14 protein-coding genes and 1 other annotated feature are annotated in these 14232 nt (G+C 62.3%); all 14 genes read right to left on the reverse strand.

The genetic code is table 11. The features are described 5' to 3' along the window. Positions 1 to 169: 169 nt before the first annotated feature. The 14 genes from ileS to C6W55_RS10955 all read right to left on the reverse strand — a co-directional run bounded on the left by ileS (position 170) and on the right by C6W55_RS10955 (position 14225). Entirely contained in the window at positions 170 to 3265 is a 3096-nt protein-coding gene (gene ileS / locus C6W55_RS10890) for an isoleucine--tRNA ligase (RefSeq protein ID WP_286892652.1), read from the reverse strand. A gap of 51 nt (positions 3266 to 3316) precedes the next feature. Then, positions 3317 to 3589, reverse strand: a binding site (T-box leader). 72 nt (positions 3590 to 3661) lie between these two features. Further along, positions 3662 to 4165 (reverse strand): DivIVA domain-containing protein, encoded by a 504-nt coding sequence (locus tag C6W55_RS10895; RefSeq protein ID WP_015255156.1) that lies wholly within the window; start codon positions 4163 to 4165, stop codon positions 3662 to 3664. A gap of 78 nt (positions 4166 to 4243) precedes the next feature. Next, positions 4244 to 5026, reverse strand: a complete 783-nt coding sequence (locus tag C6W55_RS10900) for a YlmH family RNA-binding protein (protein ID WP_286892653.1) — start codon at positions 5024 to 5026, stop codon at positions 4244 to 4246. Then, positions 5023 to 5289, reverse strand: coding sequence for a YggT family protein (locus tag C6W55_RS10905; RefSeq protein WP_015255158.1), 267 nt, complete (start codon positions 5287 to 5289; stop codon positions 5023 to 5025). The genes C6W55_RS10900 and C6W55_RS10905 overlap by 4 nt, the downstream gene beginning before the upstream one ends. A gap of 4 nt (positions 5290 to 5293) precedes the next feature. Continuing rightward, complete coding sequence (locus C6W55_RS10910; protein WP_286892654.1) at positions 5294 to 5743, reverse strand: cell division protein SepF; 450 nt, start codon at positions 5741 to 5743, stop codon at positions 5294 to 5296. Beyond that, on the reverse strand, positions 5740 to 6444 hold the full coding sequence (locus C6W55_RS10915; RefSeq protein WP_286892655.1) for a YggS family pyridoxal phosphate-dependent enzyme: 705 nt from the start codon (positions 6442 to 6444) through the stop codon (positions 5740 to 5742). Before C6W55_RS10915 ends, C6W55_RS10910 begins: the two co-directional genes overlap by 4 nt. A 6-nt stretch (positions 6445 to 6450) precedes the next feature. After that, positions 6451 to 7302 (reverse strand): peptidoglycan editing factor PgeF, encoded by an 852-nt coding sequence (gene pgeF, locus C6W55_RS10920; protein WP_015255161.1) that lies wholly within the window; start codon positions 7300 to 7302, stop codon positions 6451 to 6453. A 52-nt stretch (positions 7303 to 7354) separates the two neighbouring features. Then, positions 7355 to 7633: a PRC-barrel domain-containing protein gene (locus tag C6W55_RS10925; RefSeq protein ID WP_015255162.1), complete on the reverse strand. Its 279-nt coding sequence runs from the start codon at positions 7631 to 7633 to the stop codon at positions 7355 to 7357. Between the two features lie 189 nt (positions 7634 to 7822). After that, the gene (gene sigG / locus C6W55_RS10930; protein ID WP_015255164.1) at positions 7823 to 8605 is read right to left on the reverse strand and encodes an RNA polymerase sporulation sigma factor SigG; all 783 of its coding nucleotides are present in this window, start codon (positions 8603 to 8605) and stop codon (positions 7823 to 7825) included. 120 nt (positions 8606 to 8725) lie between these two features. Then, a complete protein-coding gene (gene sigE / locus C6W55_RS10935) occupies positions 8726 to 9448 on the reverse strand; it encodes an RNA polymerase sporulation sigma factor SigE (RefSeq protein WP_015255165.1) in 723 nt (240 codons plus the stop codon). Between the two features lie 35 nt (positions 9449 to 9483). After that, positions 9484 to 10422 (reverse strand): sigma-E processing peptidase SpoIIGA, encoded by a 939-nt coding sequence (gene spoIIGA, locus C6W55_RS10940; protein WP_286892656.1) that lies wholly within the window; start codon positions 10420 to 10422, stop codon positions 9484 to 9486. A 400-nt stretch (positions 10423 to 10822) separates the two neighbouring features. Then, on the reverse strand, positions 10823 to 11944 hold the full coding sequence (gene ftsZ, locus C6W55_RS10945; RefSeq protein ID WP_015255167.1) for a cell division protein FtsZ: 1122 nt from the start codon (positions 11942 to 11944) through the stop codon (positions 10823 to 10825). Between the two features lie 17 nt (positions 11945 to 11961). Next, positions 11962 to 13209, reverse strand: coding sequence for a cell division protein FtsA (ftsA, locus tag C6W55_RS10950; RefSeq protein ID WP_015255168.1), 1248 nt, complete (start codon positions 13207 to 13209; stop codon positions 11962 to 11964). Between the two features lie 248 nt (positions 13210 to 13457). Continuing rightward, positions 13458 to 14225 (reverse strand): cell division protein FtsQ/DivIB, encoded by a 768-nt coding sequence (locus C6W55_RS10955; protein WP_015255169.1) that lies wholly within the window; start codon positions 14223 to 14225, stop codon positions 13458 to 13460. Positions 14226 to 14232 lie beyond the last annotated feature (7 nt).

The raw sequence follows: 14232 nt of genomic DNA on the forward strand, positions 1-14232 counted from the left end.
CTGCCCGGACCGTTCATCCTCCTGCCCGGACCGATCTTCCGTCCGTTCGTCCATGCCGTCCGCCCCTTTCCGGAGCCGCCGCAGAGCCGTGGCAGCCTCATCTTCCCGCGAAACGAAAAACGAGCCGCAGTGGCCCGTTTTCCTCGCTTGTCTGTTTTCCAGTATGTCCTCAGACGTCAATCCGGATTCCGATCGCAAAATCGCCCGCCTGCACCTTCTCCATGCCGTCCGCGGGACCGAACGCGACCTCCCGGAGCAGCACGTTTGCCTTGAGCAGCTCATCGAACGTCTGCAGCGCGGCCTGCAGCTCCTGCGGCACGTCAAGTTGCAACCGGACTCGCGCCTCGATCGGGAGATCAAGCTTCTTGCGCGTATCCTGCACGGCGCGGATCACTTCCCGCACCCAGCCTTCCTGCTCCAGCTCGGGCGTGATGTCCGTGTTGAGCGCGACCGTCACGCCGTCGCCCGACGCCGCCTTGAAACCCGTCTTGGCCCGCTTCTCGACCAGCAGCTCGTCGAGGGTGATCCGCAGCGTCTCGCCTTCCGGAGACGTCCAGTCGAGCCCGCCGTCCTCCAGCACCGCGCGCCGCGCGTCCTCCGCGGGGAGCGACTTCAGGTGCGCCTGGATCGGCGCGACATGGCGGCCGTACTTCTTGCCCGCGACCTTCAGGTTCAGCTTCAGGTCGAACTCGACGAACCCGCTGTCGCTCGTCTCCACGACGATCCGCTTCACGTTGATCTCGTCCTTGATGATCGCCTCATATTCTTCCAGCGGGAACGGCCGGCTGAGCGACACGATCAGCTCGGAGAGCGGCTGGCGCGTCTTGATGCCCGATTCGTTGCGCACGCTGCGCGCCAGCTCGACGATCCTGCGCGTCGTCTCCATATCGCGCTCGAGCGCTTCGTCGATCAGCGACTCGTCGGCCTGCGGGTAGTCCGCCAGATGGACGCTCTCGCCGCCGCCCAGGTTGACGTAGACGTCCTCCGCGACGAACGGCGTGAACGGCGCGATGAGCCGCGCAAGATCAAGCAGCACTTTGTGCAGCGTCTGATAAGCTTCGATTTTGTCGTCCGTCAGCCCGCTGCCCCAGAACCGGTCGCGCGAGCGGCGGATGTACCAGTTGCTCATCTCGTCGACGAACGTCTCGATGCGCTTCGCCGGGTTCAGGAAATCGTACGCTTCAAGCCCCTTGCGCACATCCCGGATCAGGCTGTTCAGCCGCGAGATGATCCAGCGGTCCAACTTGCTCGCCGGCTTCCGGTACGGGTGCTCTTCCGGACGGAACCCGTCGATCGACGCGTACAGGGCGTAGAAGGCGTGCGCGTTGACGATCGTGTCGACCACCTTCGACTTCGCCTCGGCGACGATGCCGCGCGAGAACCGTTTGCTGTTCCACGGCGCGCTGTCCGCGAGCAGCGCCCAGCGGAATGCGTCCGTGCCGTAAGCTTCGATAATCTCCCACGGGTCGATGACGTTGCCCTTCGACTTCGACATTTTCTGGCCGTTCTCGTCAAGCACGTGGCCCGTCGAAATTACCCGCTTGTACGGCGCCTTGCCGGTATACAGCGTCGACACCGCGAGCAGGCTGAAGAACCAGCCGCGCGTCTGGTCGATCCCTTCGACGATCATGTCGGCCGGATACTGGTCCTCGAACTTCGCGCGATCGCCGAACGGATAATGGTACTGGGCGAACGGCATCGAGCCGCTGTCGAACCAGACGTCGATCACTTCGGGCGTGCGCGTCATGACGCCGCCCTCGCAGTGCGGGCAGCGCAGTTTTACTTCATCCACGTACGGTTTGTGAAGCTCCAGATCTTCCGGCACCGGTCCGGCGGCCCGCTCGCGCAGATCCGCGATGCTGTCCGGCGCGTATTCGCCCTGGCAGCTGCCGCACACCCAGACGTTGAGCGGCGTGCCCCAATAGCGGTTCCGGCTGATGTTCCAGTCGACAAGGTCTTCGAGGAAATTCCCGAACCGGCCGTCGCGCAGATGGCCCGGATACCACTCGATCCCGCGATTGTTCGCGATCAGCTGGTCCTTCACCGCCGTCGTCCGGATGAACCAGCTTTCCGTCGCGTAGTAGAGCAGCGGCGTCTTGCACCGCCAGCAGAACGGATAGCTGTGCTCGTAGCGCTCCTTCGCGAACAGCAGGCCGCGATCGCTGAGCATCCGCACGATGTCGACGTCGCAATCCTTCACGAACCGGCCGGCGAAGTCGGTCACCGCGTCGATGTAGCGTCCCGCGGGGTCGACGACGCCGAGCATGTCGATGTTGTTCGCCTGGGCCGCCTTGTAGTCGTCCTCGCCGTGCGCCGGCGCAATGTGCACGATGCCCGTGCCGCTCGTATCGCTGACGAAATCCGCCGCGATCACGACATGCGCGTTCTTGACCGGCACATAGCGGAACGGCGGCTCATACGCGAGGCCGGCCAGTTCCGAGCCTTTCACCTTCGAGACGATCTCGTAGTCTTCCTTCAGGACCGACTCGGCGAGCGCCTCGGCGACGATGTACGTCTCGCCGTCCTTGCGGACGCGGACATAGGTCATCTCCGGATTGACGGCCAGCGCCGTGTTGGCCGGCAGCGTCCACGGCGTCGTCGTCCAGGCGAGGATCGACGCGTCCTCCGACTTCAGCCGGAATTTGACCGTGGCGGACAGGTCCTTCACATCCTCGTAGCCTTGCGCCACTTCGTGCGAGCTGAGCGTCGTCTGGCAGCTCGGGCAATAGGGGCTCACGCGGTGACCGCGGTAGAGCAGCCCTTTCTTGTGGATCGTCGACAGGATGTGCCAGACGCTTTCGATGTAACGATTGTCGAGCGTGATGTACGGATCGTCCAGATCGATCCAGTAGGCGATCGCCTCGGTCATCTCGCGCCATTGCCGCTCGTACTCGAACACGCTGTCCTTGCACTTCTTCACGAACGCCTCGACGCCGTAGCGCTCGATCTCATGCTTGCCGGAGATGCCGAGCTGCTTCTCGACGCCGAGCTCGACCGGCAGGCCGTGGGTGTCCCAGCCCGCCTTGCGCACGACGCGGTAGCCGGACATCGTCTTGTAGCGGCCGATGAAGTCTTTGATCACCCGACCGAGCACGTGACCGATGTGCGGCATGCCGTTCGCCGTCGGCGGTCCTTCATAGAACACGTAGTTGGGCCTTCCGGCGCGGTTTTCGATCGACCGCTTGAACGTGTTTTCCTTCCTCCACTTTTCGAGAATGCGCTGTTCGCGGGTCCTGGCCCGCTCTTTCACGTCTACGCGTTGCATGGTCAACCACTCCCGTCACTCAGGTCATCAAAACTGAAAAAAGCCCGCCCCGAAAGGGACGAGCTTCGCTCGCGTTACCACCCTCATTCCGCCTCCGCCGCGCGCCCTGGAAGCGCATGGCCTGAGACGGCACCTCACCGCAGACCGCAGTCTGCGCATCCGGATAACGGCGGATTTCCGGCGCGGCTTACTGCTCTTGTCAAGGTTCGGCCGCGCTTCTCGGAGATGATTTTCGGCTGCGGATCGAACACCGGCTTTCAGCGTGGGTACCGGCTCTCTGGGGAACGACCGCTGCAGCTTACTCGTTCTCGTCAACGAATTTGAGGTCGGCATTCAGTTTGTACCTATCCTATAATTATACGCTTGCGCCCCACGATTGTCAACCGGAAAGCGCCCTCATTCGTGCCCCGCGATTTCGCGCGTTTCGCGGGTCGCTGCAACCCCCTCGAGCGCATCCCAGCTGTCCTGGCTGAGCAGCTCAAGCTGCGCTTCGACGAGCGTCCGGAACCGCGTCCGGTAGATCGCCGCCTGTTTCTTCATCTCCTCAACCTCGAGTGCGATCTTGCGCGATTTCGCCAGGGCCTCGTTGATGATCCGGTCGGCGTTCTTCTCCGCTTCCTTGATCACGAGCTGCGCTTCCTTCTTCGCGTTGTTCTTCACTTCGTCCGCGGCTTCCTGCGCGATGATGATCGTCTTGCTCAGCGTCTCCTCGAGATTGGCGAAATGATTCAGCTTCTCCTGCAGCGCCAGCACCTGGTTCTGCAGCTCCTTGTTCTCGCGGATGAGCGCCTCGTAATCCTTGATCACCTGGTCAAGAAACTCGTTGACCTCATCCTCATCATAGCCGCGCAGGCGGCGGCCGAACTCTTTGTTATGGATATCCAGCGGCGTCAACGGCATGGTGACGCACCTCCTCCTTACATTGCCCGAACGATACCGTACCCTTTCGACAGGTTCCGATGGAATTCCTGCCTCGCTTCAAATAAATTTGCCAATCGCAACGCGCAGCCGGCCGCTTTTCGTCGGTCCGTCGACCTTGAGAATTTTGAACCGGCCGTAACCCTTGAGCGAGACGACGTCACCTTCCTCGAGCCGGGCAGAAGGATCTTCTTCCGTCTTCCAGTTGACCCTGCACCGGCCCGCCCGGATCGGATCCATAATCTTCGACCGGCTGACGCGGAACGCGTCGCTCGCCACGCCGTCCAGACGCAAAGAAGCCACCGTGATAACCGTCACGTCCATCTCGGGCTGCACGACCCGGAGGCTCTCCCGGGGAAGAATGTCCGTGCGGACGGGCACACGATGCACTTGTGTCAAATGGGTATGCAGAAATCCGGCCATCTCTTCCGTCACGAGACAGTGGCAGCCGTCATCGCGCACATGAAGGTCGCCGAGTACGTCCCGCTTGATGCCGAGTCCGAGCAGGGCGCCGAGATAATCGCCGTGGTCGAGCTCGAGGAACTTGCCGCCCGAAGCCTCGACCGCCAGCACGGCGATGTCGCAATCCACGTCTTCCGGATCGCGGTAAGCCGGGACGATGACGGCGCGCTTCCGCTCGGCTTCCGGATAGCCGCCGTCCAGCCGCAAGACCGCGTCCGGCTCGCGGCCGGCGATCGACTGCAGGATGAACTGCTGGCGCGGGTCCAGGAAGTCGGTCACAACCGTCGCATGGCGTTCGGCCGCCCGCTCCACCCACTCCAGCGCCCGGTCGACGAACGGCCGCTCGTCCGGATGGAAGTGGACATAGAGCGACTGACTCATATGAAGAATTCAATCACCGCAATGAGCCCCATCGCGATGAACTGCAGTGCGAAGATGGCGACGATCGGCGAAATGTCCAGCATGCCCCCGATCGGCGGGATGAGCCGACGGAACGGCGCAAGGTACGGTTCGACCAGTTTGCCGAGCATTTCGCCGATGAAGCTGTCGCGGGCGTTCGGAATCCAGGACAGCAGCACATAGGCGATAATGACGAACGTGTATATCCGGTGAATAAGCCAAATTAAAGATTCAATTTCAGACACGAGGTCACCTCATCGTCTTGTATTCGTTGTCATCCGTCAGCATGTCCGTGATCGAGCCCTGCACTTCCACCGTATCCGGCGTGCACAGGAAGATGTTCGGCCCGATCTTCGTGATCGACCCGTTCAGCGCATAGACCGTGCCGCTCAGGAAATCGACAATCCGGATCGCATGGTCGGTGCGGATCCGCTGCAGGTTGACGACGACGGAACGACGGGAACGCAGATGATCGGCTATCTCCTGCGCCTCGTCGTAGGAACGCGGTTCGTTCAGCACGACGCGGACATTCTTCTGCGCATGGATGCTGACGACATTGCCGCCCTTCATGGTTCTACGCGATTCGAAGACCGGCGTTTCAATTTCCTGCTCCGCGTCAGCGGACGACCGGCCGCGCTCGACGACTTCCTCTTCTTCCTGAAGCCCGAGAAAACTCATGAATCGGTTCATGACGCTCATGACACAGCCTCCTCTTTCCCCACCAGAATCGTCCCCAGCCGGAGCCATGTCGCCCCTTCTTCGACCGCAACCTCGAAATCGTTCGACATGCCCATGGAAAGCCCGCTTGCTTCCTCCCGCAAGACGGCGGCCCGGTTCAGTTCATCCCGGAGGTTGCGGAGCGCCCGGAATACCGGCCGCGCCTCTTCCGGGTCGTCGCCAAACGGCGCCATCGTCATCAGGCCCGCCACGGCGATGCCGCGCATATCCGCGATGGTTCGCGCAAAGCCGATCAAATCTTCCGGCGCAAGGCCGTGCTTCGACGCTTCGCCGGAGACGTTCACCTGAATGAAGCAGGGAACGCGGATGCCCAGCTGTTCGGCGCGCTTGTCGATCGCCTGGGCAAGCGAGAGCCTGTCCAGCGAATGGATGTAAGCGAACTTTCCGACGACGTCCTTGACCTTGTTCGTCTGCAGCGAACCGATGAAATGCCAGACCGGCTGCGGCTGCTCATCCTGCAAGGCGCGCCACTTCGGCGCGGCGTCCTGCCACCGGTTCTCGCCGAGATGGACGAGCCCCGCGCGGAGCGCCTCCCTTGCGGCCGCTTCGCCGGCATATTTCGTCACGGCGACGATGCCGATCTCTTCCCGCCGGCGGCCGCTGCGGGCGCAAGCTTCGCGGATGCGGCGGTCGACGTCGTCCAGTCTCGCCCGGATTGACACGTCGGTTCACCTCTCACGCATGCCGATGAAACTCGCCATCCTTCCCGTCCTTCCGCCTTCCCGCCGGTGGGAGAAAAACAGATCGCGCCGGCATCCGGTGCAGAAGGACGAAAATGCGATGCGACTCGGCATGATTCCTGATCTTATCATAATCTGTCGGTTCATTTCTTTCAAGTTAAGCCTTGCTTTGCCATCATCCGTCATGCGGATCATGGCGTCCAGGGGCGCGCCGCCCGAAGGCGCGAGCGACTCCGCCAGCGGCAGCGCGCTCCCGATCACCGGGCCGTCAACCTCGTAGCAGCACGGGCCGATCGCCGGACCGATCGCGGCGCGGATGTCGGCCGGGCGGCTGCCGAATTCCCGCTCCATCGCCTCGATCGTCCGCGCGGCGATTTCAAGCGTCGTTCCCCGCCAGCCGGCATGGGCGAGCGCCACCGCGCCCCGCTTCGGATCGTGGAACAGGAGCGGCACGCAGTCCGCGTAATAGGATGCGAGCAGAATGCCCGGCTCATCCGTCATGATCGCGTCCGCCCCGGGAATGGCCGATTCCAGATCCTTGCCGCCCCGGCCCCGGTCCGCGCTTGCGACGCGGTGGACGCGGCAGCCATGCACCTGCTCCGCGCACGTCCAGGCAGCCGGGTCCCAGCCGGCCGCCTCCGCCGCGAGGGCGCGGTTGCGGACGACGGCCTCGGCCGTATCGCCGACATGCAGGCCGCAGTTCAGCGACGCCCAGGGCGGACTGCTGACGCCGCCTTCCCGGCCGGTGATGCCGGCCGTCAGGCCCGGCGACTCTTCCATCCAGCCGCGCAGCAGAAACAGCGCCGGACCGTTGCCTTCCATCCGAACGAACGGTTCCATCGGGTTCACCTCGCAGAACCAGTGTACCACAGCGGCTGCGTCGAAGAAATCGTCACCGTTCGCTCAGCTCCACGTCCTGAACGCGATTCAGCCGGGTGTCGTCCAGCCTGACGAGCACGACGTCTTCGCCTACCTTGACGATGCTGCGCCACGGAATGATGACATCGGCTCCGCCGCCGCCGAACAGCCCGAAGAAACGGCCGCTTTCCGGCACGATGATCGATTCGATCCGGCCTTGCCTGAGATCCAGCTCCAGATCGCTGACATGGCCGAGCTTCCGGCCGTCCACGATATTGATGACATCCTTCTCCTGCAATTCGGAAATCCGCAATCCGCGCCACCACGCTCTCTTCGATTGATCTTCCCTTCTACCATGTTATCGCGGAAGGCGGCATGAAATGTCCGACCGGCGCAAGAAAAATGGCTGCGCCGTCCTCCCGGGCGGGCGCAGCCGCATGGCGGCGCTGGCAAGCCTTGGCCGCAACAAAGCCGGACGCTTCCGCGCCCGGCCTTAAGGTCTTCAGGCTTTCACATGTTTTTGCATCTGCTGGATGGCCGACTTCTCGAGACGCGACACCTGAGCCTGCGAGATGCCGATCTCGTCCGCCACCTCCATCTGGGTTTTCCCTTCGAAAAAACGCATGGATAAAATCATTTTCTCCCTTTCGCCGAGTTTGGTCATTGCCTCCCGCAGTGCGATCTCCTCAATCCAGGACGAATCCTTGTTGCGGTCGTCGCTGATCTGGTCCATCACATAGATCGGATCGCCGCCGTCGTGGAAGATCGGCTCGAACAGGGAGACCGGATCCTGGATGGCGTCCAGGGCGAATACGACGTCTTCCTTGGGCACGCCTAGCGCTTCCGAAATCTCGTAGATGGTCGGTTCGCGTGAATGCTGGTTCGTGAGCGTGTCGCGCACTTGCAGCGCCTTGTAGGCGATGTCGCGCAGACTTCGGGAGACGCGGATCGGGTTGTTGTCCCGAAGATACCGCCGGATTTCGCCGATGATCATCGGCACGGCATAGGTGGAGAACTTCACGTTCTGGCTGAGGTCAAAGTTGTCGATGGCTTTCATCAGCCCAATGCAGCCGACCTGAAACAGATCGTCGACGAATTCTCCCCGGTTGTTGAACCGCTGGATGACGCTGAGCACGAGCCGCAGGTTGCCGTTCACCAGCTTCTCCCGGGCCGACAGTTCTCCCCGGGTCTGCAGCGCCGTGAACAACTCGCGCATCTCCGCATTCGTCAGCACCGGAAGTTTCGAGGTATCCACTCCGCAGATCTCAACTTTGTTTCGGGTCAACGCGATAACCTCCCAAGGAGAAACATTACTGTACATTATCCCCTTGGGCTTTGTTTTTATTCTGGACGCAAAGCGGCCCCGGAGGCGGTCTTTATGCCCGCGGTCCGGGGCCCCGTGAAATTACACCATCTTGTTGAACTCCTTGCGCAGCCGCTTGATGATCCGCTTCTCCAGCCGGGAAATGTACGACTGCGAAATGCCGAGCATATCGGCGACATCCTTCTGCGTCTTCTCCTCGCCGTCCGTGAGGCCGAACCGGAGCTCCATGATCGTCCGTTCCCGCTCCGTCAACTTGTCCAGCGCCTTCTGGAGCAGCTTCCGGTCGACCTGCTCCTCGATGTTCCGGTAGATGGTGTCGCCTTCGGTGCCGAGCACGTCGGAGAGCAGCAGTTCGTTGCCGTCCCAGTCGATGTTGAGCGGCTCGTCGAACGACACCTCGGTGCGGGTCTTGCTGTTGCGCCGCAGGTACATCAGAATCTCGTTCTCGATGCAGCGGGAGGCATACGTGGCCAGCTTGATTTTCTTTTCCGGATCGAACGTATTGACCGCCTTGATGAGGCCGATCGCGCCGATGGAGACCAGGTCCTCGATGTGGATGCCCGTGTTTTCGAACTTGCGGGCGATGTAGACGACGAGCCGGAGATTGCGTTCGATCAGCATCGCCCGGATCGCCGCATCTCCGGACGGCAGCCGCTTGAGCAGATACTCCTCTTCCTCGCGCGTCAGCGGCGGCGGCAGCGCTTCGCTGCCTCCGATGTAGTAAACCTCTTCGCGCTTCAGACCGAATAAAAACAAAACGCGATAATAGAATAACTGCAGCATCAGTTTCCACTTCACGGGCATGTCCGCAAGTCCCCTCCGTATGCGTGTTGATGCATTCATCCGCTGCCGTCGTCCTCGAGCATGGACGGATGAATGATCGCCTGGTAGGCGCCGTCGGACGCCAGGGTGCCGCCCTCCAGGCCGACAAGCACGCGGCTTGTCTCGCTGCGGCGCCCGTTCCGCTCGATGCACACCCTGTCGGGTTTTACGGCCAGCATGAGCTGCGTTCTGCCGCCGATGCCCCGATAGGGCACGAATCTCAGCCGTTCGCCCCAGGCATGGCCGCCCAGGTCCAGCCGGGCCAGCAGGCCTTCGACATCGCCGCTGCGCAGCGCTTCGATCCAGGCCTCGGGAAGCTCGCCGCTCCAGAGCGCGGCTTCCGCGACCATGACCGGCGTCCGGGTCAGCGGATCATACAACCGGTTGCCCGTATCGATGAGCCCGGTGCAGCGCGCGGTCCGGCCGCCGATTTCGACGGTCACCTCCGCGAGGCTACCCAGCGTCCGCTCCGTATGCTTCCGACTGCTCCAGACGGCGCGCCAGATGAGCAGCGCCGCTCCCGCGGCGGCAAGAACCGAGGCCAGTCCGTACTGCACTTCAATGCCGACGCCGCCCCCATCGGTCAACCACAACCTGTCCCACATGCCGCCGCGGCTCTGCAGCAGATAGTGGAGCCCGATGACGCCGCCCGCCGCGGCGAAATTGATGCCGTAGAACGCCACCGCGATGCGGATGAACCGCTGCAGCCCGCCGAAGCCGAACGCGATCAGCAGCATGAGCAGCGACAGCGCGATTTTCACCAGCACCGACAGCAGCCAGCCGGCGCCGGGAAGGAACAGCAGCGCGGTGTATGCGGCGCCGACCGCGGCCGCCGCCGCAAGCCGCCACCACTTCGGCCTTATGCCCCTCACCCAGGCCGTCGTCAACAGCACCGCGCCGTCGATGATCAGATTCGAGAGAAAAACAAGATCCACGTATACGACCAGCAGCTTCACCCGCCGTTGATTTCGTTCCGCGGCTTTCCGTTTTCGCGCGCCCAGCGATCGCTTGGCGGTCTTACGGTTAAGTATAGCGGGGACCATGCCTGAAGTCTGTCTAAAGCCGCCGTCAGGGAGAATCTATTTTTGTCGATGTTCCGGCGCGCAAAGCGCAAGTGGAGGAAAGGCATGACCGCTGTGTATCGTCCTAACGGAACGGGGTTTCGCTATAGACGAGTTCACCGCCGGCCGTCGTCCTCTAACGGAACGCGGTACCGTTAGAGGCGGAATGCAGGGGGCAGCCGCACGGACTTATGGAGACATTCCGATCATACTAAAAAAGCCGCCCCGATCAGGCGGCCGGCGCCGCCTTGGGACAGCTTTGGTGTTGCAGCATAAGGATAATGATCAGTCCGGATTATTCGCGTTCGCTGCGCGGACGGTTGCGCAGGAAGGCCGGGATGTCCAGTTGGTCGCTGGACGGGAGCTGGCCGAACGGACGCAGGTTCGAACCGCCGGACGGACGGCTCTCTTGCGTTTCCGATCCGCCGGTGCCGGCCGACGCCGGACGGCGTCCCGTTCCGCCTTTCGTCTCGAAACCGGTCGCGATGACCGTGACCTTGATGTCATCCTTCATGTCTTCGTCGATGCTGGCGCCGAAGATCATGTTCACTTCCGGATCGGAAGCCGCGATGACGATCTCGGCCGCTTCGTTCACTTCATAGAGCGACAGGTTGGAGCCGCCGGTGATGTTCATGATGATGCCGCGCGCGCCGTCGATGCTCGTCTCGAGCAGCGGGCTCATGATCGCCTTGCGGGCCGCTTCAGCCGCCCGGTTCTCGCCGCTCGCCACGCCGATGCCCATGAGCGCGGAACCGCGCTCGGTCATGATCGTCTTCACGTCGGCGAAGTCGAGGTTGATGAGCCCTGGCACCGCGATCAGGTCGGAAATGCCCTGCACCGCCTGCCGCAGCACGTTGTCGGCTTCGCGGAATGCCTCCAGCATCGGCGTCTTCTTGTCCACAATTTCAAGCAGCCGGTCGTTCGGAATGACGATCAGCGTATCGACCTTCGACTTGAGCTCCTCGATGCCCATTTCGGCCTGCATCGACCGTTTGCGGCCTTCGAACGTGAACGGACGGGTGACGACGCCGACCGTCAGCGCGCCGCATTCCTTCGCGATTTCGGCGATGACCGGCGCCGCGCCGGTGCCGGTTCCGCCGCCCATGCCGGCCGTCACGAACACCATGTCCGCGCCCTTGAGCCGTTCGGCGACCATTTCGCGCGATTCTTCGGCAGCCTTCTTGCCGACCTCCGGATTGGCGCCTGCGCCGAGGCCGCGGGTGAGCTTCTCGCCGATCTGCAGCTTCTGCTCGGACTTCGCCTGCTGAAGCGCCTGCGCATCCGTATTGACCGTGATGAACTCGACGCCGCGCACGCCGGTCTCAATCATCCGGTTGACCGCGTTGCTGCCGCCGCCGCCTACGCCGATCACCTTGATCGACGCCAGCGGTTCCATTTCCATATCGAATTCCAGCATGAGTGAAGTTCCTCCGATCAAATGAATTCGCTGAACATCCGCTTCAGCCGCTCGAAGAATCCCGGTTTGGCCGCCACGGGCGAAGCCGGGGCCGGCTTGCGCACCGCTGCCCGCCTTGCGGAGCCTGCGGCGCGCGGCCGCATGTAGCGGGAAACGTACTGGATTATGCCGACGCCGCTCGTGAACGCCGGATCCCGGACGCCGATGTAGTCCGGAACGGCGATCCGCACGCTCGTCTCAAGCTCCCGCTGCGCCAGCGCCTGCACGCCCGGCATCGATGCCGTTCCGCCCGTGAGCACGCAGCCGTTCACCTTGCCTTCGTAGCCAAGCCGGATGATCTCCTGCCGGACAAGCTGGAAGATCTCCTGCATGCGCGGCTCGATAATGTTGGCCAGGTCGACCTGGGAAAATTCCTTCTCGACGTTGCTGCCCATGCGCACGACTTTGAACTTCTGGTCTTCCGCCGCGTCGCTGACCAACGCGCAGCCGAACTTCAGCTTGATCTTCTCCGCCTGCTCGGTCTGCGTTCGGAGTCCGTAAGAGATATCGTTCGTCACGTATTCGCCGCCGACGGGCAGCGTGGACGTCGCCGCCAGATTGCCCTGCTCGAAAATGGCGATCGTCGTGGAACCGGCGCCGAGGTCGATGAGGGCGGTTCCCATGTTCTTCTCGTCCTTGGTCAGCGCCATCTGGCCGGATGCGAGCGACATCAGGATGACGCCTGCGATCTGCAGATCCGCTTTCTCGACGCAGCGCATCAGGTTATGTATCGCCGTCTTCGCTCCGGTGATGACGGTCGCTTCCACTTCCAGCCGTACGCCGATCATGCCGCGCGGATCGGAGATGCCGTCCAAACCGTCGACCAGAAACTGGCGCGGCACCAGGCCGATGATCTCGCGCTCGGGCGGCAGCGCCACGACCCTCGCCGCCTGCAGCACCCGTTCAATGTCGTCTTCCCCGATCTCGCGGTCCTCGTTCGATACCGCGACGACGCCGTGATTCGTCTGCAGCGCGATATGGTTGCCCTGAATTCCGACATAGACTTCGGATATTTCAATCCCGACCATGCGTTCCGCGTGATCCACCGCATTGCGGATCGACTGCACGGTCTGGTCGATATCGACGATGGCTCCTTTGCGAATGCCTTCCGAGTCGGCAGATCCGACGCCGATGATGTTGATCGTGCCGTTCTGGACTTCACCGATAATGACGCGGACTTTGGATGTTCCGATGTCCAGGCTGACGATCAAGTCGCTGCTGCTCAACCCCTGGCACCTCCGTTTCTCCGATAAAAAATGTAATCTAAAGTGCGAAGTTCCAACATATTGATTACCAGCGGGCGATATTCACGCGCATATCCTTGTCCAAGTAATTCAACGCGCCTTATATTTTCCCTCTTTTTTCTACAAAGTTTTTACACTGGCAATTGGTGGGTAAGGACCCAGCAAGGATGAACTCATAAACGAAATTGTACCATTGTTCACGCGGCTTGAGTAGTGGCTATTAGTCCTGTTTACCGGGAGTTTTCCGCATCCGGCGCTTCCTCTTCGCCGTCTCCGCCTTCTTCCGTGTAAAGCACGTAGCGGTCCGCCAGCAGCAGCGTCATGCTGCCCGGTTCCTGCGTCTCGATGACGGCGCGGATCGTTTCCGCCTTCTCTTCGAGGAGGGAAACGGCGGTGATGATCTCGAACCGGGTGCGCGTGTAGATGCGGATCCGGTCGGGCCAGGCTTCCGACGGGTACGGCGCGATTTCCGAAAAATCGGCAAGCAGGTCGTCCGGCAGCCGGGAAAGCGCGTCGACGAGCTTGAGCTTGTCCGCCTCCCGTCCGTTCCAGCTGCGCAGCACCGGCCTGTCCACGACGGAGTCGGCGCCGATCGACAGCTCTTTCCCGTTCGACAGGATGGCCGTGATTGCGCCGTCCGCCGTCAGTCCGTAGGCAACGGCCGGATATTCCGTCACCTCGATGTGCAGCTTTCCCGGGAACGTCTTGCGGACGACCGCCGACGCAACCGGCTCCAGCTTCTCCACCCGCCCGGCAATCGCGTCCGCGGCCGGCCAGAAGAACGGGTCGCCCGGCTCGACGCCGGAAGCGGCCAGAATCTCGCTTTCACTGGCGAACCGGCCGCCCGATACGGTCACTTCCGAGATTTTGCTGAGACTGGAGCGGAAGAACAGGACAAGGAGAAGCACGATGAACAGCGCGTAGATTACGCCGAGCAGCCGCCTGTTGCTCCTTCGCTTGGGGCTCGGCTCCTTCAGTACGGGCATGCGTTCCGTCATTTCCATT

The organism is Thermobacillus sp. (assembly GCF_003390775.1).
Taxonomy (GTDB): domain Bacteria; phylum Bacillota; class Bacilli; order Paenibacillales; family Paenibacillaceae; genus Thermobacillus; species Thermobacillus xylanilyticus.